The following is a 24,133-nucleotide window of genomic DNA, read 5'->3' on the forward strand; positions in this document are numbered from 1 at the left end:
GGTTAGCCGCGCTGGGCCAAGGATGGCCCATCGCGGCGGCCCACGGATTCAAGCCGGAGTGAGGGCACACCGAGCCTAGGCGAGGTGCCGAGTGTTGGGGCAAGAGCCCTTTGGTTACTTTGGGGCTCTTTTCCAAAGTGACCCGCCGTAAGGGCGGAACCAATATCAGCCATTACCCAAATAACGGATATGTCCCCAACCCAACCCAACCCAACCCAACCCAACCCAACCCAACCCAACCCAACCCAACCCAACCCAACCCGACCCGACTACCGGCTCTTGTAAGAAATTTCCCACAAGAGTACAAATGTACTCCATGACAACCCTGACCCCCCGCCGCACCGCCATCCTGACCTTCATCCGCGACCGCATCGCGCAACAAGGCCAGCCCCCCAGCCTCGCCGAGATCGCCGAGGCGTTCGGCTTCGCCTCCCGCAGCGTCGCGCGTAAACACGTCGTGGCCCTGACCGAAGCCGGCTTCATCGAGGTCAACCCCAACCAGGCGCGCGGTATCCGCCTGCTCAACCAACCCGCGCGCCCAGAATGGCTGGACGTGCCCGTGCTCGGTCGAGTCGCCGCCGGCCTGCCCATCGGCGCCGATGCCGAAGTGCACAGCCGCTTGCAACTCGACCCCGGCACCTTCGCGAAAACCCCCGATTACCTGCTGCGCGTGCAGGGCGACTCGATGATCGAAGACGGTATCCTCGACGGCGACCTGGTCGGCGTACGCCGCAGTGCCGAGGCGTTGAACGGGCAGATCGTGGTGGCGCGCCTGGATGGCGAAGTCACCATCAAGCGTTTCGAACGCAGTGGCGACCGCGTGCGCCTGCTGCCGCGCAACCCCGCGTATCAACCCATCGTGGTGGGCCCTGACCAGGACCTGGCCATCGAAGGGGTGTTCTGCGGCCTGGTGAGGCAAGGCTGATGGGTGCCGTCGTTGCCCTGGATGCGCTGTTCAATGGCGGCCGCGTCTGGAAGGGCCGGCCGGTCGCGCCTGCGGCCAGTGTTCATCCCACCGGGCTGGCTGCGCTGGATGCGGTGCTGCCCAGCGGCGGCTGGCCGGAATCGGCCTTGAGTGAAATCCTTATGGCCAAGGAGGGCATCGGCGAACTGCAACTGGTGCTGCCGACCCTGGCACGCTTGTCAAAGGCGGGGGAGCGGATTGTGCTGGTGGCGCCGCCCTACACGCCGTATCCCCACGCGTGGCAGAACGCCGGCGTGGATGTGCGTCAGCTCTCGGTGATCCAGGCCGAGGAGCGCGATGCGCTGTGGGCCGTGGAGCAGTGCCTGCGCTCCGGCAGTTGCGGCGCGGTGCTGTGCTGGCCGCGCAAGGCCGATGACCGGGCGTTGCGGCGCTTGCAGGTGGCGGCGGAAACCGGCCAGACCCTGGCGTTTGCCTGGCGCGCCTTGAGTGAGGCGATCAACGCATCGCCTGCGGCCCTGCGTCTGGCGGTCGAGGCAAAACCCGCGCAAGTGCGGGTGATCAAGTGCCGTGGCGGCTTGGCCCATCCGGCGCCGATTGCGCTGGCCGGGCATTGAGGTTGCCATGCGCTGGGTGTGTATTGTCTTCCCGCAATTGGCGCTGGACGGGGTGCAGCGTGTGCACCCCGAGCCCGACCAACCCCTCGCACTGCTGGCCGGTACGCCGCAGCGGCGCGTGCTGCAAACCGTCAACGAGGCTGCCCGCGCCTTGGGCCTGCGTCCGGGCCTTTCCCTGACGGCGGCCCATGCCCTGGCCAAGACCTTTGCCAGCGCCGAATACGACCCCGTGGAAATCGAACGCTGGCAGCAGTTCCTGGCAGCCTGGGCCTATCGCTTCAGCTCCCAGGTCAGTGTGCATTACCCGCGTGCGTTGCTGTTCGAGATCGAATCGAGCCTGGGCCTGTTCGGGCCCTGGCCGCAGTTTGAAGCGCGCTTGCGCAAGGAGTTGACCGAACTGGGCTTTCGTCACCGCATCGTCGCCGCGCCCAACCCGGCGGCGGCGCGGGTGCTGGCCAATATCTACGATGGCATGGCCATCGACGATGAGGCGTTGATGCAGGCCCTGGCACCGCTGCCCATCGACCGCGCCGGCCTTGAACCTCAGGCTGCTATCGCCTTGTCACGCATGGGCCTGCGTACCCTGGCCCAAGTGCAAGCCTTGCCCCGGCACACCCTGGCGCGACGGTTTGATGCCGGCCTGCTCAAACACCTGGATGCATTGACGGGGCAACGCCCGCTGGCCCTGGGGTTTTACCAGCCGCCGGACCAGTTCGATGCGCGCATCGAATTGAATTTCGACGTGCAGTCCCACCAGGCGCTGCTGTTCCCGCTGCGACGCTTGACCGGTGATCTATCCGCCTTCCTCTGCGGACGCGACAGTGGTGTGCAGCGTTTCGACCTGCACCTGGAACACGCCCAGATCCCCGACAGCGTGATCAAGGTCGGCCTGCTCAGCGCCGAGCGCGAACCGGCGATGCTGTTCGAACTGGCCCGTGGGCGCCTGGAGCAGGTGCAAGTCAGCGCACCGGTGCGCGGCTTTCGCCTGGTGGCCCAGGACCTGCCGGTGTTTGTGCCGCAGCGCCAGGACCTGTTCGACGACCGCCCGCAACAGACCCTGCCCTGGGAGCAACTGCGCGAACGCCTGCGCGCACGCTTGGGGGATGAGGCCGTGCAAGGCCTGCGTTTTCATGCCGACCACCGCCCGGAGTGCGCCTGGCAAGCCACCGCTGACAGTCGCCCATGCCCGACCTTGAACAAGGCGCAACGCCCCGGCTGGCTGCTCAGCGCACCCACCTTGCTGGCCGAGCAGGGCGTGCAGATCCTGATGGGCCCGGAACGTATCGAGTCCGGCTGGTGGGACGGCGCCGATATCCGCCGCGACTATTACCTGATCCAGACCCGCGCCGGCCAGCGTGGCTGGGCCTATCGCAGCGTGGGGCAGGGCGATGGCTTGTGGCTGCAAGGCTGGTTTGCATGAGCTACGCCGAGCTGCATTGCCTGTCCAACTTCAGTTTTCAGCGCGGCGCGTCCAGTGCGCTGGAGTTGTTCGAGCGGGCCAAACGCCAGGGCTACAGCGCGTTGGCGATCACCGATGAATGCACCTTGTCGGGCATCGTGCGGGCCTGGCAGGCGGCGAAGGCGGTGGAGTTACCGCTGATTATCGGCAGCGAAGTGCGCATCGAAAACGGCCCGAAACTGGTGCTGCTGGTGGAAAACCTCAGCGGCTACCAGCAACTATGCCGCTTGATCACCCTGGCGCGACGGCGTGCCGAAAAAGGCCACTATCGCCTGCTTCACGAGGACTTCGATCAACCCCTCAATGGCCTGCTGGCGTTCTGGGTCGCCGACGACAGCGACACCCAGGCCTCGATTCAATGGCTGCGCCGCACCTTCGCCGAGCGCCTGTGGCTGGCGGTGCACCTGCATTGCGGCCAGGACGATGCGCGCTATCTGGAGCAGCGCCTGCGCCTGGCCGCCAGCCTGGATATCCCGGCAGTGGCCTGCGGCGATGTGCATATGCATGCGCGCGGCCGCCGCGCCCTGCAAGACACCATGACCGCCATCCGCCATCACGTCCCGGTGGCCGAAGCCGGTACGCGTCTGCACCCCAATGGCGAGCGGCATCTGCGCAGTCTTGAGGCCCTGAGTGCGCTGTACCCCCAAGCCTTGCTTGATGAAACCCTGGCCATCGCCCGCCGCTGCACCTTCGACCTCGGCCAGTTGCGTTATCACTACCCGCGAGAGCTGGTGCCCGCAGGGCATGACGCCAAATCCTGGCTGCGCGCCGTTACCGAAGAAGGCATCGTCCTGCGCTGGCCTCACGGTATCGACGCCAAGACCTTGCAGCAGATCAACAACGAACTGGAACTGATCAGCGAGCTGGGCTACGAAAGCTACTTCCTCACCGTGCATGACATTGTGCGTTTCGCCCGCAGCCGCTCGATCCTGTGCCAGGGCCGTGGCTCGGCGGCCAACTCGGCGGTGTGTTTTGCCTTGGGCATCACCGAGATCAACCCGAGCCTGACGAATATGTTGTTCGAGCGCTTCCTGTCCCGCGAGCGCAACGAGCCGCCGGATATCGACGTGGACTTCGAACACGAACGCCGCGAAGAAGTGTTGCAGTACGTGTTCCAGCGCTATGGCCGCACCCGTGCGGCGCTGACGGCGGTGGTCAGCAGCTACCACGCCGCCGGCGCAGTGCGCGATGTGGCCAAGGCCCTCGGGTTGCCGCCGGACCAGATCAACGCGCTGGCCGACTGCTGCGGGCGCTGGAGTGACGATGCGCCGCCGCTGGAGCGCCTGCGTGAAGGCGGCTTCGACCCGGACAGCCCGATCCTGCGCCGGGTGCTCACGCTCACCCGGCAACTGATCGGCTTTCCCCGGCACCTGTCCCAGCACCCTGGCGGTTTCGTGATTTCCGAATACCCGCTGGACACCCTGGTGCCGGTGGAAAACGCGGCCATGGCCGAGCGCACCATCATTCAATGGGACAAGGACGATCTGGATGCCGTGGGCCTGCTCAAGGTGGATATCCTCGCCTTGGGCATGCTCAGTGCGCTCCGCCGCTGCTTCGATCTGCTGCGCCGCCATCGCAACCTCGACCTGGCGCTGGCGACGATCCCCAAGGAAGACCCGGCCACCTACGCGATGATCAGCAAGGCCGACACCATCGGCGTGTTCCAGATCGAGTCGCGGGCGCAGATGTCGATGTTGCCCCGGCTCAAGCCGCAGACTTTTTATGATCTGGTGATCGAGGTCGCTATCGTCCGGCCTGGGCCGATCCAGGGCGGCATGGTGCATCCGTATCTACGACGGCGTAACAAGGAAGAGCCCACCACTTATCCATCGCCGGAATTGAAAACGGTGCTGGAGCGCACCTTGGGCATTCCATTGTTCCAGGAGCAAGTGATGCAGATCGCCATGGTCGCCGCCGACTACGGTCCTGGCGAGGCCGACCAGCTGCGCCGTTCCATGGCCGCGTGGAAACGTCACGGCGGCCTGGAGCCGCATCAGGCGCGCTTGCGCACCGGCATGCTGAAAAACGGCTACACCGAAGAGTTTGCCGCGCAGATTTTCGAGCAGATCAAGGGTTTTGGCAGCTATGGCTTTCCCGAGTCCCACGCGGCCAGTTTCGCCTTGCTGACCTACGCCAGTTGCTGGCTCAAATGCCACGAGCCCGCGGCATTTGCCTGTGCGCTGATCAACAGTTGGCCCATGGGGTTCTACAGCCCGGACCAGATCCTGCAGGACGCACGGCGCCATCGCTTGCAGATTCGCCCGGTGGATGTGCAGGCCAGCGACTGGGATTGCAGCCTGGAACCCATCGACGGCCAGCAACCGGCGATCCGCATGGGCTTGCGCATGATCGCGGGGTTTCGTGAGGAGGATGGGCGACGCATCGAGGCTGCGCGCCAACGCCAGCAGTTCAGCGATATTGCCGACCTGGACGAGCGCGCCGGGTTGGATGCCCGCGCCCAGGCCTTGCTGGCCGACGCCGGCGCCTTGCGCGCCTTGGCCGGCAACCGGCACCAGGCGCGCTGGGACGTGGCGGGGGTGCACAAACAGTTGGGGCTGTTCGCCGGGCTGCCCAGCCCCGACGAAGCTGTGGTCGCGTTGCCCGCGCCGACGGTCGGCGAAGACGTGCAGGCCGATTACGCCACCGTCGGTACCACCCTCGGCCCACATCCGCTGGCGTTGTTGCGCGAGGAATTGCGCCAGCGGCGTTGTCGCAGTTCCCGCGAGCTGATGGCGGTGGAGCATGGGCGCAATGTGAGTGTCGCGGGGTTGGTCACGGGGCGGCAGCGCCCAGGTACCGCCAGCGGTGTGACCTTTGTGACCCTGGAGGACGAGTTCGGCAACCTCAATGTGGTGGTCTGGCGCGACTTGGCCGAACGTCAGCGCCAGGCGCTGGTGGGGTCACGGCTGCTCAAGGTGGACGGGCGCTGGGAAGCGGTCGGCGAAGTGCGGCACCTGATTGCCGGGCGCCTCACCGACCTCACGCCATTGCTGGACGGCATGCACGTGCGCAGCCGGGATTTTCACTGAGGTGCTCCCAAATTTATACCAGATGAAACCATCTGCGCCGTGTAAGCTCCAAAAATGGCGACTGTCCTCTCTTCTGCACTGAGCCGAACCATGCAATTTCTATCCAACCCCCATGGCTGTGACGGTTGGGCCGGTGAAATGGCCCAGCGTATTCGTACGTTCGATTGGTCGACCACCGACCTTGGCCCCATTGACCAGTGGTCCACCAGCCTGGCCTGCACCGTGCAGATGATGCTCGCGTCGCCGGTACCCATGGTGATGTTGTGGGGGCGGGCCGGTTACATGATCTACAACGACAGCTATTCGGCGTTTGCCGGTGGCCGGCACCCGTACCTGCTGGGCACGCCGGTGGAGCTGGGCTGGCCGGAAGTGGCCGACTTCAATCGCCACGTGGTGGACACCTGCCTGGCTGGCGGCACTCTGTCGTTCAATAACAAAGACCTGGTGCTGCTGCGCAATGGCCAGCCGGAAACGGTGTGGCTGGACTTGTATTACAGCCCCGTCGCCGGCGATAACCAGCAACCGGCCGGGGTGCTGGCGATTGTGGTCGAGACCACCGAACTGGTGAAGTCTGAACAGGTGCGCCAGGAACTTACCCATAACCTCGAACAACGGGTGGCCGCTGAAGTGCAGGCCCGCTCCGCTGCCGAGGACCAGTTGCGCCAATCGCAAAAACTCGAAGCCATCGGCGGCCTCACCGGCGGCGTGGCCCACGACTTCAATAACCTGCTGCAAGTGATCGCCGGCAACCTGCACCTGCTGGCTCGCCATGAGCCGGACAACGCCCAGGTGCAGCGCCGCGTCAGCGCGGCCATTGCGGCGGTGGAGCGCGGGGCCAAATTGTCGGCGCAGTTGCTGGCCTTTGCCCGGCGCCAGCCGTTGTCGCCGGCGGTGTACAACCCGCAACGCATCTATGCTGGCCTTGGCGAACTGTTGCAGCGTGCGCTGGGTGAAACCATTCATATCGATGTGCAATTGCCCCAGGATTCCTGGCACATCAACGTCGACCGCAACCAGTTGGAAAATGCGCTGCTCAACCTGGCGATCAATGCCCGCGATGCCATGAAAGGCGAGGGCGTGATCCGCATCAGTGGCGAAAACATCATCCTTAACCCTGGCGATTGCATCGGCAAAAGCATCAGCCCCGGCGAATATGTGCGCCTGGCGGTCACCGATACCGGCATGGGCATGCCGCCGGCGATCCAGGCCAAGGTGTTCGAGCCGTTCTTCACCACCAAGCGCGACGGCCACGGCACCGGCCTGGGCTTGAGCATGGTGTTCGGCTTTGTGCGCCAAAGCGGTGGACATGTCGATGTCCGCAGCGAAGAAGGCCAGGGCACCGTGGTGCAGTTGTACTTCCCGCGCTGCCTGGGCGAGGAATGCCTTGAGGCGTCAGTCGAGCCGGTCGAATCGGTCGGCGGCCAGGAAACCATCCTGGTGGTCGAAGACAACGAAGGCGTGCGCCTGACCGTGGTGGATGTGCTCGAACAATCGGGCTATACGGTCATCACCGCCGAAGATGGCGACCAGGCCATGTTGAAGCTTAAAACCGGCCTGCAACCCGAGCTGATTTTTACCGACGTGGTCATGCCCGGTCGCGTTAAAAGCACCGACCTGGCCGCGTGGGCCCGCGCACAAACCCCTCCAGTGCCGGTGCTGTTCACCTCCGGCCACACCCGCGACATCCTCTCCAGCAACCATCTGCTGAGCCCCGACATTCATCTGCTGAGCAAGCCCTACAGCCCCGAAGCCCTGACGCTACGGGTGCGCAGCGTGCTCACCGCACGATAAGGTTGACCATGACTTCACAGCGCAACATCCCTGCGATCACTGCCCAGCGCCCAGGCTTTGTCAGGGTGCGCGGCGCCCGCGAGCACAACCTGCAAAACGTCGACGTGGACATTCCCCGAGATGCCCTGGTGGTGTTTACCGGCGTGTCCGGTTCGGGCAAGTCGTCCCTGGCATTTTCCACGGTGTATGCCGAGGCCCAGCGGCGCTACTTTGAGTCGGTGGCGCCCTATGCGCGGCGCCTGATCGACCAGGTCGGCGTGCCCGACGTGGACAGCATCGAAGGCCTGCCACCCGCCGTGGCCCTGCAACAGCAGCGTGGCACGCCGAGTGCGCGGTCTTCGGTGGGCAGCGTCACCACCTTGTCGAGCCTGATCCGCATGCTTTACTCCCGCGCCGGGAGCTACCCGGCGGGGCAAACGATGCTGTATGCCGAGGATTTTTCGCCGAACCTGCCCCAAGGCGCGTGCCCGCAATGCCATGGCCTGGGCCGTGTCTACGAAGTGACCGAGGCGCTGATGGTGCCCGATCCTTCGTTGACCATCCGCCAGCGTGCGGTGGCGTCCTGGCCGCTGGCGTGGCAGGGCCAGAACCTGCGCGACATCCTGGTGACCCTGGGCTATGACGTGGATATCCCATGGCGCGACCTGCCGAAAAAACAGCGCGACTGGATCCTCTTCACTGAAGAAACCCCCACTGTGCCGGTGTATGCCGGGTTCACTCCGGAGCAAACCCGCGAGGCGCTTAAACGCAAGCTGGAGCCCAGTTACCAGGGCACGTTCAGTGGCGCACGGCGCTACATCCTGCACACCTTCAGCCACACCCAAAGCGCACTGATGAAAAAGCGCGTGTCGCAGTTCATGCAGGGCAGCGCCTGCCCTTTGTGTGAAGGCAAACGGCTGACCCAGGCGGCGCTGTCAGTGAAGTTTGCCGGGGTGGATATTGGCGAGTTATCCCAGTTGTCGTTGGCGCAGTTGGCCGACCTGCTGCGGCCGGTGGCGGCGGGGCAGGACACGATGAAGCTGTCGGTGGAGAAACGCCTGGCCGCCCAGCGTATCGCCCAGGACCTGCTGGAGCGAGTCAGCACCTTGATCGAACTGGGCTTGGGTTATCTGTCCCTGGAGCGCAGCACGCCGACCTTGTCGTCCGGGGAGTTGCAGCGTCTGCGCCTGGCCACCCAATTGGGCTCGCAGTTGTTTGGGGTGATCTACGTGCTGGATGAGCCCTCGGCGGGCTTGCATCCGGCGGATGGCGAGGCGTTGTTCAGCGCGCTTGAGCGCCTGAAGGCCGCAGGCAATTCACTGTTTGTGGTGGAGCATGACCTGGAAACCATGCGCCGCGCCGACTGGCTGATCGACGTCGGCCCGGCTGCCGGTGAGCATGGCGGGCATGTGCTGTACAGCGGGCCGCCTTCGGGGTTGGCGGATGTGCAGGCGTCCCAGACCCGTGAGTATTTGTTTGCCGAGCGGCGCGCGGTAGATCCAGCTCGCCGCGAACCCAACGGCTGGTTGAAATTGGAAGGCGTGACGCGCAATAACCTCAACGACCTGAGCGTGGATTTTCCCTTGGGTTGCTTCACCTCGGTGACCGGTATTTCCGGATCGGGCAAGTCCAGCCTGGTCAGCCAGGCGCTCCTGGAATTGGTAGGCAGTGGCCTCGGGCGCGTGGTGGAAAACGACGAAGAACCGAGCCTGGAAGATGACACGCCGCACACCAGTGGCGGGCAGATCAGCGCCGGGCTGGAGCAGATCCGCCGCCTGGTGCAGGTGGATCAGAAACCCATTGGCCGCACGCCGCGCTCGAATCTCGCGACTTACACCGGGCTGTTCGACAACGTGCGCAAACTGTTCGCCGCCACGCCGGCAGCCAAGAAGCGCCAGTACGATGCGGGTCAGTTCTCCTTCAATGTTGCCAAAGGCCGTTGCCCGAACTGCGAGGGCGAAGGTTTTGTCAGCGTCGAGTTGCTGTTTATGCCCAGCGTGTACGCACCGTGCCCGACCTGCCACGGCGCACGCTACAACCCCGAGACCTTGGCGATCAAATGGCAAGGCCTGAGCATCGCTCAGGTGCTGGGTTTGACCGTCGAGCAGGCCGTCGAGGTCTTTGCCGAGCAGCCAGGGGTGTTGCGCTCGTTGCAGGTGCTGCGGGATATCGGACTGGGTTACCTGAGGCTGGGCCAACCGGCCACCGAACTGTCCGGTGGTGAGGCGCAGCGCATCAAATTGGCCACCGAGCTGCAACGCAATGCCCGTGGCGCGACCTTGTATGTGTTGGATGAGCCAACGACCGGGCTGCATCCACGGGATGTGGATCGCCTGCTCAGCCAGCTCAATCATTTGGTGGATGCAGGGCACACCGTGGTGGTGGTCGAGCATGAAATGCGCGTGGTGGCCCAGAGTGACTGGGTAATCGATATCGGGCCTGGGGCAGGGGATTTGGGCGGGCAGGTGGTGGCCAGCGGCACGCCGCAAAAAGTTGCCAAGAGCAAGAAGAGCCGGACCGCGCCGTTCCTCGCCCGCGAGTTGACCTAACCGCTATCGGGGCATAGGTATCTACACAACTCTCAAAGGCTTACACATAACACTGTGGTGAGCGGGACAAGCCCGCTCACCACAACAGCCCATTTGCCATAGATTCAGCATCCACTGGAAGTTGTGTAGATACCTATGGCCATCGGGGGCAAGCCCCCTCCCACAGGGTGATCAGTGGCCGGCCAGGTCGATTTGTTGCTTGGCCTGGTTCACCACATGCTCAACCGTAAACCCAAACTTCTCCTGCAACTTGGCCAACGGCGCCGACGCCCCGAAGCTGTTCATCACCACCTTGGCGCCGGTCTGGCCGACATAACGGTCCCACCCCAACGGCCCGGCCTGTTCCACCACTACCCGCGCTTTCACCGCCGGCGGCAACACGCTGTCGCGATAGGCCTGGTCCTGTTCTTCGAACAACTCCCAGCTCGGCATCGAGACCACCTGCGCGGTAATCCCGTCCTTCTTGAGTTGCTCATAAGCGGCTACTGCAAGGCTGACTTCACTGCCCGTGCCGATCAGGATCACCTGGGGTTCATCCGCCCCCGCCAGCACATAAGCGCCTTTGGCAGCTCCGCAAGCTGAAGCATAGTGCGTGCGATCCAACGTCGGCAGCGGCTGGCGCGACAGCACCACACAGCTTGGCCGGTGGGTTTGCGCCAGGGCAACTTTCCATAGCTCCAGGGTTTCATTGGCATCGCCCGGTCGCAGGGTCAGCAACCCCGGCGTGGCCCGCAACTGCGTCAGGTGTTCGATGGGCTGGTGCGTCGGCCCATCCTCACCCACGCCGATGGAGTCGTGGGTAAACACAAACACCACCGGCAGTTCCATGATTGCCGCCAGGCGGATCGGCGGTTTCATGTAGTCGCTGAACACCAGGAAGGTCGAGGTGTACGGGCGCAGGTACGACAGTGCCATGCCATTGGCGATGGCGCCCATGGCGTGTTCGCGAATACCGAAATGCAGGTTGCGCCCGCTGTAGTCATCGGCGCTGAAACGCCCGGCGCCGTCGAAGGTCAGGTTGGTCTTGGTCGACGGCGACAAGTCCGCCGAGCCACCGAGCAGCCAGGGGATTTGCCGGGCGAAGGCATTCAGCACTTCGCCGCCCGCCGCCCGGCTGGCGACGCCCTTGGCATCGGCGGCAAAACCCGGCAGGTCAGCCTGCCAGTGCTTGGGCATCTCCCCGGCACGCATCCGCTGCAGTTCATCGGCCAGTTGCGGGTCGAGACGCGACAGGGTCTGGTTCCACTGCTGGAACAACGGTTCGGCGCGGGCGTGCAGCGCATCCCGCAACAGCGTGCGCGCCTCATCCGGCACCAGGAAACTGGAATCCTGCGGCCAGCCATACGCGGCCTTGGTCAGGCGGATTTCCTCGTCACCCAACGGCTCGCCATGGGCGGCGGCGGTGTTGTGCTTGTGGGGCGAGCCGTAGCCGATCACGCTGTCGACCACGATCAGGGTCGGCGCGCCAGTGTTCGCCTGGAAGGTCTCCAGGGCCGCGCTCAGTGCCTGCAAGTCATTGGCGTCGGTGACGTACAAGGTGTGCCAGCCATAGGCCTGGAAGCGCTTGATCACGTCTTCGCTGAACGCCAGTTCGGTGTGGCCTTCAATGCTGATGGTGTTGTTGTCGTAGATCCAGCAAAGGTTATCCAGCTTCAAATGCCCGGCCATCGACGCCGCTTCGCTGCTGATGCCCTCCATCATGTCGCCGTCGCCGCACAGGGTGTAGACGTTGTAGTCGAACACCACCTGATCGTCGCGGTTGAAACGCTCAGCCAGCCAGCGCTCGGCCATGGCCATGCCCACACTGTTGGCGCACCCCTGGCCGAGGGGGCCGGTGGTGGTTTCCACGCCGGTGGTCATGCGGTATTCCGGATGGCCTGGGGTCTTGGAGTCGGCCTGACGGAACTGCTTGATATCGTCCAGGCTGATTGCCGGCTGCCCGGTGCGCTGGCCATGGGCATCAATCTCCACCACACCGGCCAGGTGCAGCAGCGAATACAACAGCATCGACGCATGCCCCACCGACAACACAAACCGGTCGCGGTTGGGCCAGTCGGGATGCTCGGGGTGATAGCGTAAAAACCGGCTCCACAGGGTGTATCCCACCGGCGCCAGGCCCATGGGCGTGCCTGGGTGGCCGGAGTTGGCCTTCTGCACGGCGTCCATCGCCAGGGTGCGCAGGGTGTTGATGCATAGGGTGTCGACGGTGGTTGCGGCATGAGTCATGAAACCGGTCTCCCTCAAGTGACGATCTACAGTGGAGGGCAGTGCGTGGCGAAGGTTTGATCCTATTGCCGTTGCCGCGACGAACGGGGATGTATTGAGCGCAAACATGACAAGACCTGCTGGAATGGGCTAGCGTCTGGTATGTAGGCCATTGATCAACTTGCGGAGGTACGTCATGCCAGTGAAACACGACCTGTATCAGGATCTGGGTTTGAGCAAGGAAGTCGTTCACGAACGCAGGGCGAGTGATAAACGTCTGGACTCGCTGCTCACGCAATATGCAGCTGCCGACGAGCATGTGCTGGAGGCGGAGTCGCGCAAGGCCGACGACATGGAGGTGGAGGTGCTGAAGAAGAAACGTCTGTTGATCAAAGACGAGATTGTGCAGCGATTGGGTTAAGCCCGGACCGAGCCCCGTGCGGGAGCGGGCAAGCTCGCTCCCGCCGTGGTTTACGCCAGCAATGCCTGGGTGCATGCATCCATCGACCGCTGCTGCGTCTCGCCGTACAACTGCAATTCATCGATAGTCCTGCGCCCCAAGGCCTCCTCGAATTGCGCCCGGTTTGATTGGGCTGCGTAGTGACTCTGCGCGGCATCCCCCAGGTTCGATTGAAATATCCCCGCCGCACTCACCGGCAGAAAATCCTCATACACCAACGGCTCCACATTCACATGACCGGCGGCGATCAGCGCTTGCAGTGTGCGTGGTTGATCGGCGTGGCCGCGTGCTGCCAGGCCTTTTGGCGTGGCGAAGTAGCGGAAGTACGCCAGGCCTTGTTCACGCATCTGGTCGTGGTTGTCCGGGAAGGCCTGGAAGTGCTGTTCCATCAATTGCATGTAGTGAGCGGCGTTGGATTCGTTGGGGAACGCGCCCAACTCGTCGCGGGCGGCGTTCAGCAACTGGTCGTAGAGGGCACGGCCCTTGGGCGTGAGGGCAACGCCGCGTTGTTCGATTTCACCGAAGCGCGCGCTGTGACTGCCTTGGGCGTCGGTAAAGGCGATGGCTTCGTCGAGGGCCTTGAAGCTGGTCTGGCGCAGCAGGATCGGGCACTGACGGCGCGGTGGGCCTTCGATCACGGCCTTGGGGGTGATGCCCTTGCCGGGCATGGCGGCCTGCACCTGGTCGATGTCCAGGGTGCGTGGGGTGAGGTGGTTGATGTGCGGGCCCTTGAAAGCCACCACGTCGGCGATCAGGCGGTGCTGGTCGCTGAGTTGCTGGTATTGCGCGGCGGTCACGGTAGCGGTGTGGTGCCAGCGGAAGGTTTCCAGGGCCTGGCGGATAAATTCGTCGGCTTGGTCGGCGTTGAGGCCGCCTTGTGTTTGCGCCTGTTCGATCAACGCCAAGACGCCGGTGGTGAAGATCGAACGTTTGGCCAGTGCGCTTTCGGCGAAGGCGCGTAGCTCGGGGTTCTCAATCAGCTCCAGGCGCAGCAGTGAAGTGAACACTCGAAACGGGCTGGCTTGCAGCGCGTGTTCGTGCACCGCGCGAAACGCCGTGGAGTGCACCGGCACGCGGGCTGGCGTGAGGTCGTAGTAGCCCACCGGCTGCATGCCCATCACCGCAAACAGGCGGCTGATCGTGGCCAGTTCGGCCGCCGTGCCCAGGCGGATGGCGCCGTGGCGCTCCATGTCCAGGCGCTGGATTTCGCCGGTGCGTTGCAGCTGTTGCGCCAGGCCTGGCTGGCTGTCGAGCACGCGGCCGTTGGTCTCGGCCACCAGTTCCATCAGCGCCCCATACAAGGGGACTTCGTCCCGGTACATATCGGACATGGCCTTGGAAAAGCCCTTGCGGATCTCGTCGGGGCTGACATGTGCGGCACTGGGCATAGAAAATTTCCTGATGACGATGAAGAGGGCGATGGCCTTTTACTGGATTTTGTTGGGCTCCATGAGCGCTTGCAAACGAAGAATCCTCTGGACTTCATTCTGCAAATGAATGAATGCCAGGCTCTGCCAAGTCTTCATGTGCATCCGGGCGCCGATGGGTTCTACACTGCTCCTCACCTTGTAGGCGATGGAGGACCCCATGACGGCCACGCCCGTTACCCAAACGATTGAAGGCCAACGCTTGGCCACCGAAGACGCCGAGCGCTGGCGCGAATGGGGCCCGTACCTGAGTGAACGCCAATGGGGCACGGTGCGTGAAGACTACAGTGCCGACGGCGATGCCTGGACCTACTTTCCCCATGAACACGCGCGCAGCCGCGCCTACCGTTGGGGCGAGGACGGCCTGGCCGGTTTCAGCGACAAGGCCCAACGCTGGTGCCTGGGCCTGGCGCTGTGGAACGAGCGCGACGCGATCCTCAAGGAGCGGCTGTTCGGCCTCAATAACGCCGAGGGCAACCATGGGGAGGACGTTAAGGAACTGTACTTTTTCGTTGATGGCGTACCGAGTCATGCCTACATGCGCATGCTCTACAAATACCCCCATGGCGCCTTTCCCTACACCGACCTGATTACCGAAAACGCCCGTCGCGGGCTGGATGATGCCGAGTATGAAATCCTCGATACCGGCGTGTTTGAGGACAACCGCTATTGCGATGTCAGCGTCGAGTATGCCAAGCAGCAGCCTGACGATATTTTCATGCGTGTCACCGTGCATAACCGCTCGGAGCAGCCGACACGCTTGCAGGTATTGCCTCAGGCGTGGGCGCGTAACGACTGGAGCTGGACCTTTGATGCGCCCAAGCCGCAGTTGTCGATCGACGGCGAGCGAGTGTTGGCCCGTCATCATGAATTGCCGGATCGTCATCTGACTGCCTGGGGCGAGGATGGCGTGGAGTGGTTGTTCTGCGAAAACGAAAGCAACGTCGTCAAGCTGGACGGGAAAGTGGCGTCGGGGCCGTTCAAGGATGGCATCAATGACTACGTGGTGAGTGGCACTCAATCCACGATTCGCCGGGACACCGGCACCAAGGTCGCGGCGCGCTTCATCCTTGAGCTGGCGGCGGACGAAAGCAAAACCCTGTACCTGCGTTTTGCCCCGGTTGATGCGCCTGCGGTCAATGCGCGCAAGTTGTTTGAACAGCGTCGCCAGGAAGCCGACGACTTCTACGCGGCCCTGCAACACGGCATCGCCGATGCTGATGCGCGCAACGTGCAGCGTCAGGCCCTGGCCGGTTTGCTGTGGTCCAAGCAACTCTATTATTTCGACGTGAACCAATGGCTCGACGGCGACCCGGCGCAACCCGCGCCGCCGCCTGAGCGCCTGCATATCCGCAATACCCATTGGCGGCACCTGTCCAACTTCGACATTCTCTCCATGCCCGACACCTGGGAGTACCCGTGGTACGCCTCGTGGGACCAAGGCTTCCAGGCGGTGGCGATGGCGCTGATCGATCCGGGATACGCCAAGCAACAGCTATTGTTGCTGGTGAAGGACCGCTTCATGCACCCCAACGGCCAATTGCCAGCCTATGAATGGCGCTTCGACGACGCCAATCCGCCGGTGCATGCCTGGGCCAGTTGGCGGGTGTACCTGCAGGACAAGGCGTTGACCGGTGTAGGCGATATGGATTTTCTGGAGCGGATTTTCCATAAGCTGCTGTTGAATTTTTCCTGGTGGGTCAACCGCAAGGACGCCGAGGGCCGCAACCTGTTCCAGGGCGGTTTCCTGGGGCTGGATAACATTGCGCTGTTCGACCGCTCGGCGGCATTGCCGGCGGGGTATCAGTTGGACCAGGCCGACGGCACGGCGTGGGTGGCCGCGTATGCGCTGGACTTGATGCGCATCGGCCTGGAACTGGCCAAGCGCAATGCCGTGTACGTGGATATTGCGGTGAAGTTTTTCGAACATTTCCTGTATATCGCCGGCGCCATCAACCGGGTCGACGACAGCGCCGAAGGCCTGTGGGATGAGCAGGACCTGTTCTTCTACGACGTGCTGCACCGCCCCGACGGGCAGAGCGAACCGGTGCGCTTGCGCTCCATCGTCGGCCTGATGCCGCTGTTCGCCGTGTTGGTGCTGGAGCAGCGCGAACACGAAGCGCTGGAGGGGTTGCGCGAGCGATTGCTGGGTTTTATGAAACATCGACCGGATCTGGCCAGGTTGGTCTCACGCTGGAATGAGCCGGGGCAGGGCAATCGCCTGCTGCTGGCGTTGTTGCGCGGTGAACGTACCAAGGACTTGCTGCGGCGCATGCTTGATGACAAGGAGTTCCTCTCGGCCTTTGGCGTGCGCTCCCTGTCCAAGGCGTTCGCCGAGCAGCCGCTGGCGCTGAAGATGAATGGCGACACCCTGTGTGCCCGCTACCAGCCTGGCGAATCAGATTCACGCTTGTATGGCGGCAACTCGAATTGGCGGGGGCCCGTGTGGATGCCGGTCAACTACATGCTGATTGAATCGCTGCGTGAGTTTCATCGCTACTACGCGGATAACTTCTCGGTGGAGTACCCGTCTGGGAGCGGTTATCTGTCATCCCTGGAGGAAGTGGCTGACAGTCTCAGTCAGCGGCTGACCGGATTGTTTCTACGGGATGAAAATGGCTGTCGACCGTCGATGGCGGGGTATTCGCAGTTGGAAGCGGATCCCCTCAGCCGTGACCTGGTGCTGTTCCATGAGTATTTCCATGGCGAGACCGGGCGCGGGTTGGGCGCATCACACCAGACCGGCTGGAGTGCGTTGGTGGCGTTGTTGCTGCAGCCCAAAAACTGAATACCACCGACCCAATGCAGGAGGGGGCTTGCCCCCGATAGCGGTGGATCAGTCAACTCAGAATCGACTGAAAACCGCTATCGGAAGCAAGCCCCCTCTCACAGTGATTCAAGGTTGCCCGTGAATCAGGAAGGAAACAGTTCGCTCAGCTTCATGGCCAGCATCATGTCGCCTTCGGCGCGCAGCTTGCCGCCCATGAAGGCCTGCATGCCGTCAGTCGAGCCGTCGACGATGCCTTCCAGGGTTTCGCTGTCCATGACCAGGGTCACTTGTGCGTCTGGGTTTTCGCCTTCCTGCAGTTCGCAGGTCTTGTCTTTGACGATCAGGGAAAAGTTCTTGGTGTCGTCGATACGGAAACCAAACACCAGGTCCAGGCCTTCGGCTGCGGCTGGGTTGAACTTGGCTTTCATCGCTTCTACAGCTTTGGCTACTTCAGTCATGGTTTCGATCCTTTAGGGTAGAGTCCAGTGACCTTGGGGTCACGGTTGGCCGCACTTCATCGAAAGGTGATGAGTTGCGGCGCCTTCAACAGTTGCAAGTGGGTATGCCCGTTGAAGGAAGCCAGTGCCACCTCGCGACCGCGGAATTTCAGCTGGTTGAGCGAGGTGTTAACAATTTGCCAGTTCAGTTCGAACGCCTGGGCGGCAGGCATTCGGGTAATCAGGTGGAGCAGGGCGGTGATGGTGCCGCCGGAGGTGAACACGGCGATTTTCTGTGTGTTGTCCGCGGCTTCAAGAATGCGTTGCAAGCCCCCCTGGACGCGTTCGACAAACCCCAACCAGCTTTCGAGCCCCGGCGTGTCATAAGTGCCGGCCAGCCAGCGCTCGATGATCAGGGCGAAGATGCGCTGGAATTCGCTGCGGTTCTGCGCGGCGTTGCGCAGGATGTCCAGGGCGTCGGGTTCGGTGGTGAGCAGGTCGGGGAGCAGGGCGCGGATGATTGCGTCGGCATCGAATTCGTTAAAGGCGCTGTCGGTTTCCAGGACCGGAACCGGCAGGCCAAGGGCACGGTATTGATCGAAGGTAGCCGTGGCAGTGTGCTGCTGGCGGCGCAGGTCGCCCGCCACGCAGCGGTCGAACACCAGGCCCATGTCCGCCAGGTGGCGACCGAGCACTTGCGCCTGCTCCACGCCGACGGGCGACAGGACGTCATAGTCGTCTGCACCGAAGGAGGCCTGGCCATGTCGAATCAGATAGATGCTGCCCACGTCCGTTTTCCCGGTACGTTGAAGTCTGGCGAGGTTATGAGGATGCCAGGGAGCTGTCAATGAAAAAACATACGCTTGTTTTAAAAGCGCATTGGAGGCTGTGCTTGCTGGCGGTTTGATCACTGGCCCGGAGGCGGTGCCGCCGGTATGCTGGGGCAATCCGCGCCGCGCGCACTGCACTTGTAAGGAGCAACATGGATTTTTTGGCCGAATATGCCAGCTTCCTGGCGAAGACTGTCACCCTGGTGGTCGCTATTCTGGTGGTACTGATCAGCTTCGCCGCACTGCGCAGCAAAGGTCGTCGCAAATCCGCCGGCCAACTGCAGGTCAGCAAGCTCAACGATTTCTACAAAGGCCTGCGTGAGCGCCTGGAGTCGAGCCTGCTCGACAAGGACCAGCTCAAAGCCCTGCGCAAGTCCGAAAGCAAAACCGAAAAGAAGAACAGCAAGAAAAAACCCGAGGCCAAGCCACGGGTATTCGTGCTGGACTTTGACGGTGACATCAAGGCCTCGGCCACCGAGAGCCTGCGCCATGAAATCACCGCGCTGCTGAGCCTGGCCACGCCCAAGGACGAAGTGGTGCTGCGCCTGGAAAGCGGCGGCGGCATGGTGCACAGCTACGGCCTGGCCTCGTCGCAATTGGCGCGTATCCGCCAGGCGGGTGTGCCGTTGACCGTGTGCATCGACAAGGTCGCGGCCAGCGGCGGCTACATGATGGCGTGCATCGGCGAGAAGATCATCAGCGCGCCGTTTGCCATCCTGGGCTCCATCGGCGTGGTGGCGCAGTTGCCCAACGTCAACCGCCTGCTCAAAAAACACGACATCGACTTTGAAGTGCTGACCGCCGGCGAATACAAACGCACCCTCACAGTGTTTGGCGAAAACACCGAGAAGGGTCGCGAGAAGTTCCAGGAAGACCTGGATATCACCCATCAACTGTTCAAGAACTTCGTATCGCGTTATCGCCCGCAGTTGGCGATTGATGACGTGGCCACCGGGGAAGTGTGGCTCGGCGTTGCAGCCCTGGACAAACAACTGGTCGACGAACTGCAAACCAGCGACGAATACCTCGCCACCAAGGCTGCGACCGCCGAGGTGTTCCACCTGCATTATGCCGAGCGCAAAAGCCTGCAAGAGCGCGTGGGCCTGGCGGCCAGCGGTTCGGTGGACCGTGTGTTGCTGACGTGGTGGAGCCGCTTGACCCAGCAGCGGTTCTGGTAAGAGGCAGGTAATCCCCTGTAGGAGCGGGCTTGCTCGCGAAGGCGGTGTATCAGTCAAGCATGGACCGACTGGCACTCCACTTTCGCAAGCAAGCCCGCGCCCACATTGGTCCAGCGGTGACTGAGGGAATACAGATCTTGTAATAGTTTTGCGTTGTAGGAAAATTACCTTTCGGCTGTACGATTCAAGTCCTTTTGTCATCGCAGGATTTGCATGAACACCCTCTCGGAGCCCCCCAGTCGTCTTTCCCCAAGACACCTACTGCTGCCGTTCCCGCTGAAACATCCCGTATTCCGACTGCTAACCTTGTCCCGGTCTCCTGACCGCGTCTTGCCGTGTCCGGCATTCTGAAACCTAGATAGAGACTGATATTAATGGAATGGTTAGCGGATCCAACGGCCTGGCTCGGCCTGTTGACCTTGATTGTGCTGGAACTGGTGCTGGGTATCGACAACCTGGTGTTTATCGCGATCCTGGCAGACAAACTGCCGCCGGAGCAGCGTGACCGCGCGCGGTTGATCGGTTTGTCCCTGGCGTTGCTGATGCGCCTGGGCCTGCTGGCCAGTATTTCGTGGTTGGTAACCCTCACGCAGCCGCTGTTCGAAGTGTTCGACAAGAGCTTCTCCGGCCGTGACTTGATCATGCTGTTTGGTGGTGTGTTCCTGCTGTTCAAGGCCACCATGGAATTGCACGAGCGCCTTGAAGGGCACGTGGCCCAGCGTACGGGCAATGTGGCTTATGCGATGTTCTGGCCAATCGTGGCGCAGATCGTGGTGCTCGACGCGGTGTTCTCCCTGGATGCGGTAATTACCGCCGTGGGCATGGTCGATGAGCTGGCGGTGATGATGATCGCGGTGATCATTTCCATCGGCCTGATGATCGTGGCGAGCAAGCCGCTGACGCGCTTCGTCAACGCCCATCCGACCGTGATCATGCTGTGCCTGGGCTTTTTGATGATGATCGGTTTCGCCCTGACCGCCGAAGGCCTGGGCTTCCATATTCCGAAGGGTTACCTGTACGCGGCGATTGGTTTCTCGATCCTGATCGAGGTGTTCAACCAGATCGCCCGTGCCCGTCGCAAGAAGTCGGCGCAGGGCGTGCTGCCGGTGCGTGAGCGTACCGCCCACGCGGTAATGCGCTTGCTCGGCGGTCGCAGCCTGGCAGTGGAAGAAGTGGGCGAAGAGGTGGCCGACCTGCTGGGTGAGCCGGATACCGCCCAAGGCCCGCTGTTCGACCGCCGCGAACGGGTAATGATCAGCGGCGTGCTGCAATTGGCCGAGCGGCCGATCCGCAGCCTGATGACGCCACGAGCCAAGGTCGACTTTATCGACCTGGCGGACGATGCCGAGACGATTCGCCTGAAGCTGATGCATTCGTCTTACTCACGACTGCCGTTGATCCGTAATGGCGCGGTGGATGAACCCTTGGGCTTCGTGCACAAGAAGGAACTGCTCAAGGAATACCTGGCCGGTAACGAGCCGAACCTGGAGCACCTGGCGCGTCGGGCAATCAACCTGCTGGAGAGTTTTTCGATCCTCAATGCCCTGGAGCAGATGCGCCAGGAGTCGACCCATATTGCGTTCGTGATCAACGAATTCGGTGATTTTATGGGTGTGTTGAGCATGACCGACATCCTCGAATCCATCGCCGGTGAATTGCCGGATGCCAGTGAGATCGAAGGGCCGGACATTGTCGAGGAGGCTGACGGCTTTCGCGCCAATGGCGCCTTGAACCTCACCCAGGTTCGTCGGCGCACTGGCTTCAAGGCAAGCGCTACCGAGGATTACCAGACCCTGGCCGGCCTGGTGATGAGTCTGCTCGACCGTCTGCCGGTGGTGGGCGATAGCCTGGAGCATGAGGGTTGGCGGTTGACGGTCGCGGCGGTAGAGGAGCGGCGTGTGACTCAAGTTTGCCTGGTGCCGGTGCCTGCGCCGTAACCTTCTTTTCTGGTGTACTGCTCGAAAGCCTTTTTTAGCGCCTGCTCACCCAGGCCGGGAACGGTGTCGAGCAGAGCTTTATTGTGATAGATCAGTAGCATGGGAATGCGATCGACCTCGGGATGGCGAGGGGTGTCGGTACAGTCAAGGATCAGGATTTTAATCCCGCCCTTATACCTCTCGCTCATACGCGTGAAGCGCGGCATTGCGTCAGTGCAAGCCGGGCAATCATGTGAAATAAATACGACGAAAACCGGCAGCGGCGTATCCAGCGCGCGCTCAAACGCAGCCTTGTCCTCGATCACAGCGTTGACATAGTTCATCGGGCAACCCCCTTCAGCACCTTGGGCTTACGCTAAGGCAGGCGTTTGCGCCGGTCTACTGTCAACTTTCACAGGTAGCAGTGGCTTACACGTCGTTGGCACGCTCTGCGCGTTCCCGGGCCTTACGGGCCTGGCTTGCACATTTTCTGTATTCCTCATTGTCCCTGGAAGCCTTCGCCTGCCGGTAGCCGTGGTGATTCTGGCTGCTGTAGTTGGTATCGAAGGCCTCCTTGAGCTTTTGCAGTTCCTCTTTACATTCGCGGCGGTCGTTACTTGCCGCGGCACTGCCTGCTGCCAGTAGAGCGAGCAAAACCAGGGGGAGACGAAGCTTCATTGGAACCAGTCCTTATTTTCGGGTCTGTGCCAAAGGCTAGCCCAGCTCAGGCGTTTTTCCACGGTGCGAGTGTGCGCGGTAACGGAGCGGTGACGCACCCCGATGGCGCTGTCACTGCTGTGTGAGTCCTTGAGTAGCAATCTGATTCCAGGGGCTGGGCAGACGCCGCCGCTCACGCGCCTATTTATGTAGCTGATTAGCAAGGACTTTATCGAGTCCGTAGTTTTCGCCGAACACGTATGGCACACTTTCTGCTGTCTATTCCGTTGTTACATACTAAGTTCCGGTATAGCGGAATACACAACTCCTGGAGTGCTTGTCATGCATCACCGACCTTCCGTGTTCAACGCGTGTGTTTTTCTCTTCGCCGCATCGGCTTCCCTCGCAGGCATTGTGCAAGCGGCGGACAGCAAGCTCGATAACGTGCTCAAACGTGGGCATTTGATCGTGGGTACAGGCAGTACCAATGCGCCGTGGCACTTCCAGGGAGCGGATGGCAAGTTGCAGGGGTTTGATATCGACATTGGCCGCATCGTGGCCAAGGGGCTGTTCAATGATCCGACCAAGGTCGAGTTCGTGGTGCAGTCTTCCGATGCGCGGATTCCCAATCTGCTGACCGGCAAGGTCGACATGAGCTGCCAGTTCATCACCGTCACCGCCAGCCGTGCGCAGCAGGTGGCGTTCACCTTGCCGTATTACCGCGAAGGCGTGGGCCTGCTGCTGCCGAACAACAGCAAGTACAAAGAGATTGAAGACCTGCAGGCGGCGGGTGATGGCGTCACCGTGGCCGTGCTGCAAAACGTCTACGCCGAAGAACTGGTGCACCAGGCGCTGCCCAAGGCCAAGGTCGACCAGTACGACAGTGTCGACCTGATGTACCAGGCCGTGAACTCCGGGCGCGCCGATGCTGCCGCCACCGACCAGTCCTCGGTCAAGTACCTGATGGTGCAGAACCCCGGCCGCTACCGCAGCCCGGCCTACGCCTGGAGCCCACAAACCTATGCGTGCGCGGTCAAACGTGGCGACCAGGACTGGCTGAACTTTGTCAACACCGCCCTGCATGAAGCCATGACGGGTGTGGAATTCCCGACCTACAAGGCCTCGTTCAAGCAGTGGTTCGGCGTGGACCTGCCTGAGCCGGCAATTGGTTTCCCTGTTGAATTCAAGTGATCCGGAATAACCGGGGTGCCTGTCAAGGCGCCCCAACCAGGTACTGTTGACCATGAACTATCAGTTGAACTTTGCCGCCGTGTGGCGCGACTTCGACACCTTGCTGGCGGGGCTCGGCCTGGGCCTGCAACTGGCATTGCTGTCGATCGCCATCGGCTGCGTGATCGGCCTGCTGATGGCGTTTGCCATGCTGTCCAAACACCGTGCGTTGCGCATCTTCGCCTCGGTGTACGTGACGGTGATCCGCAACACGCCAATCCTGGTGCTGATCCTGTTGATCTACTTCGCCTTGCCGAGCCTGGGCATCCGGCTGGACAAGGTTCCCTCGTTCATCATCACGTTGTCGTTGTACGCCGGTGCCTATCTGACCGAAGTGTTCCGCGCCGGGCTGTTGAATATTCCCAAGGGGCTGCGTGAAGCCGGGCTTGCGATCGGCCTCGGCGAGTGGCGTATCCGTGCGTATATCACCGTGCCGGTGATGTTGCGCAATGTGCTGCCGGCGCTCTCGAACAACTTCATCTCACTGTTCAAGGACACCTCGCTGGCCGCTGCGATTGCAGTGCCCGAGCTGACCTATTACGCCCGCAAGATCAACGTCGAAAGTTACCGGGTGATTGAAACCTGGATGGTCACGACCGCGCTCTACGTGGCTGCCTGTTACCTCATTGCCATGCTGCTCCGCTACCTGGAACAGCGTCTGGCGATCCGTCGTTAAG

18 protein-coding genes are annotated in these 24,133 nt (G+C 62.2%); 12 read left to right on the top strand and 6 right to left on the bottom strand.

The window, feature by feature from the left end; genetic code table 11:
• Positions 1–307: 307 nt before the first annotated feature.
• From lexA to uvrA, 6 genes are all read left to right on the top strand, one after another.
• Complete coding sequence (gene lexA, locus NDJ82_RS06075) at positions 308–925, top strand: transcriptional repressor LexA (RefSeq protein ID WP_158878492.1); 618 nt, start codon at positions 308–310, stop codon at positions 923–925.
• Positions 925–1,539 (top strand): translesion DNA synthesis-associated protein ImuA, encoded by a 615-nt coding sequence (imuA, locus tag NDJ82_RS06080; RefSeq protein ID WP_099583175.1) that lies wholly within the window; start codon positions 925–927, stop codon positions 1,537–1,539. The genes lexA and imuA overlap by 1 nt, the downstream gene beginning before the upstream one ends.
• 7 nt (positions 1,540–1,546) lie before the next feature.
• A complete protein-coding gene (locus tag NDJ82_RS06085; protein ID WP_099583176.1) occupies positions 1,547–2,959 on the top strand; it encodes a Y-family DNA polymerase in 1,413 nt (470 codons plus the stop codon).
• The gene (locus NDJ82_RS06090; RefSeq protein WP_250925095.1) at positions 2,935–6,027 is read left to right on the top strand and encodes an error-prone DNA polymerase; all 3,093 of its coding nucleotides are present in this window, start codon (positions 2,935–2,937) and stop codon (positions 6,025–6,027) included. The genes NDJ82_RS06085 and NDJ82_RS06090 overlap by 25 nt, the downstream gene beginning before the upstream one ends.
• A gap of 90 nt (positions 6,028–6,117) precedes the next feature.
• A complete protein-coding gene (locus tag NDJ82_RS06095; protein ID WP_250925096.1) occupies positions 6,118–7,818 on the top strand; it encodes an ATP-binding protein in 1,701 nt (566 codons plus the stop codon).
• 8 nt (positions 7,819–7,826) lie between these two features.
• Positions 7,827–10,346, top strand: a complete 2,520-nt coding sequence (uvrA, locus tag NDJ82_RS06100; RefSeq protein WP_250925097.1) for an excinuclease ABC subunit UvrA — start codon at positions 7,827–7,829, stop codon at positions 10,344–10,346.
• A gap of 171 nt (positions 10,347–10,517) precedes the next feature.
• Here uvrA and tkt read toward each other — a convergent pair whose 3' ends face one another.
• The gene (gene tkt / locus NDJ82_RS06105; protein ID WP_250925098.1) at positions 10,518–12,572 is read right to left on the bottom strand and encodes a transketolase; all 2,055 of its coding nucleotides are present in this window, start codon (positions 12,570–12,572) and stop codon (positions 10,518–10,520) included.
• A gap of 175 nt (positions 12,573–12,747) precedes the next feature.
• Here tkt and NDJ82_RS06110 point away from each other — a divergent pair, with 175 nt between their 5' ends.
• Positions 12,748–12,972, top strand: coding sequence for an HP1242/YdcH family protein (locus tag NDJ82_RS06110; protein WP_158877646.1), 225 nt, complete (start codon positions 12,748–12,750; stop codon positions 12,970–12,972).
• Positions 12,973–13,022: 50 nt separating this feature from the next.
• Here NDJ82_RS06110 and hglS read toward each other — a convergent pair whose 3' ends face one another.
• Entirely contained in the window at positions 13,023–14,399 is a 1,377-nt protein-coding gene (gene hglS, locus NDJ82_RS06115) for a 2-oxoadipate dioxygenase/decarboxylase HglS (RefSeq protein ID WP_250925099.1), read from the bottom strand.
• 199 nt (positions 14,400–14,598) lie between these two features.
• Here hglS and NDJ82_RS06120 point away from each other — a divergent pair, with 199 nt between their 5' ends.
• The gene (locus NDJ82_RS06120; protein WP_250925100.1) at positions 14,599–17,226 is read left to right on the top strand and encodes an MGH1-like glycoside hydrolase domain-containing protein; all 2,628 of its coding nucleotides are present in this window, start codon (positions 14,599–14,601) and stop codon (positions 17,224–17,226) included.
• 125 nt (positions 17,227–17,351) lie between these two features.
• On the opposite strand, the gene NDJ82_RS06125 is transcribed toward NDJ82_RS06120, so the two are convergent.
• Both NDJ82_RS06125 and NDJ82_RS06130 read right to left on the bottom strand, forming a co-directional pair.
• Positions 17,352–17,666, bottom strand: a complete 315-nt coding sequence (locus tag NDJ82_RS06125) for an SCP2 sterol-binding domain-containing protein (protein WP_099583184.1) — start codon at positions 17,664–17,666, stop codon at positions 17,352–17,354.
• Positions 17,667–17,722: 56 nt separating this feature from the next.
• The gene (locus NDJ82_RS06130) at positions 17,723–18,433 is read right to left on the bottom strand and encodes a histidine phosphatase family protein (RefSeq protein WP_250925101.1); all 711 of its coding nucleotides are present in this window, start codon (positions 18,431–18,433) and stop codon (positions 17,723–17,725) included.
• A 194-nt stretch (positions 18,434–18,627) separates the two neighbouring features.
• Between NDJ82_RS06130 and sohB the strand changes: the two genes are divergently transcribed.
• Complete coding sequence (gene sohB / locus NDJ82_RS06135; RefSeq protein ID WP_099583186.1) at positions 18,628–19,653, top strand: protease SohB; 1,026 nt, start codon at positions 18,628–18,630, stop codon at positions 19,651–19,653.
• 374 nt (positions 19,654–20,027) lie between these two features.
• Positions 20,028–21,590: a TerC family protein gene (locus tag NDJ82_RS06140; protein WP_158877655.1), complete on the top strand. Its 1,563-nt coding sequence runs from the start codon at positions 20,028–20,030 to the stop codon at positions 21,588–21,590.
• On the opposite strand, the gene NDJ82_RS06145 is transcribed toward NDJ82_RS06140, so the two are convergent.
• Together NDJ82_RS06145 and NDJ82_RS06150 are read right to left on the bottom strand one after the other, a co-directional pair.
• A complete protein-coding gene (locus NDJ82_RS06145; protein ID WP_250925102.1) occupies positions 21,557–21,913 on the bottom strand; it encodes a thioredoxin family protein in 357 nt (118 codons plus the stop codon). The genes NDJ82_RS06140 and NDJ82_RS06145 overlap by 34 nt on opposite strands.
• A gap of 85 nt (positions 21,914–21,998) precedes the next feature.
• The gene (locus tag NDJ82_RS06150; RefSeq protein WP_158877659.1) at positions 21,999–22,247 is read right to left on the bottom strand and encodes a hypothetical protein; all 249 of its coding nucleotides are present in this window, start codon (positions 22,245–22,247) and stop codon (positions 21,999–22,001) included.
• Between the two features lie 321 nt (positions 22,248–22,568).
• On the opposite strand from NDJ82_RS06150, the gene NDJ82_RS06155 reads away from it, so the two are divergent.
• Both NDJ82_RS06155 and NDJ82_RS06160 read left to right on the top strand, forming a co-directional pair.
• A complete protein-coding gene (locus NDJ82_RS06155; protein WP_250925103.1) occupies positions 22,569–23,417 on the top strand; it encodes a transporter substrate-binding protein in 849 nt (282 codons plus the stop codon).
• 52 nt (positions 23,418–23,469) lie between these two features.
• Positions 23,470–24,132: an amino acid ABC transporter permease gene (locus NDJ82_RS06160; protein ID WP_250925104.1), complete on the top strand. Its 663-nt coding sequence runs from the start codon at positions 23,470–23,472 to the stop codon at positions 24,130–24,132.
• Position 24,133 lies beyond the last annotated feature (1 nt).

This window comes from Pseudomonas sp. SR18 (assembly GCF_023701505.1).
Classification (GTDB): Bacteria; Pseudomonadota; Gammaproteobacteria; order Pseudomonadales; family Pseudomonadaceae; genus Aquipseudomonas; species Aquipseudomonas cyclaminis.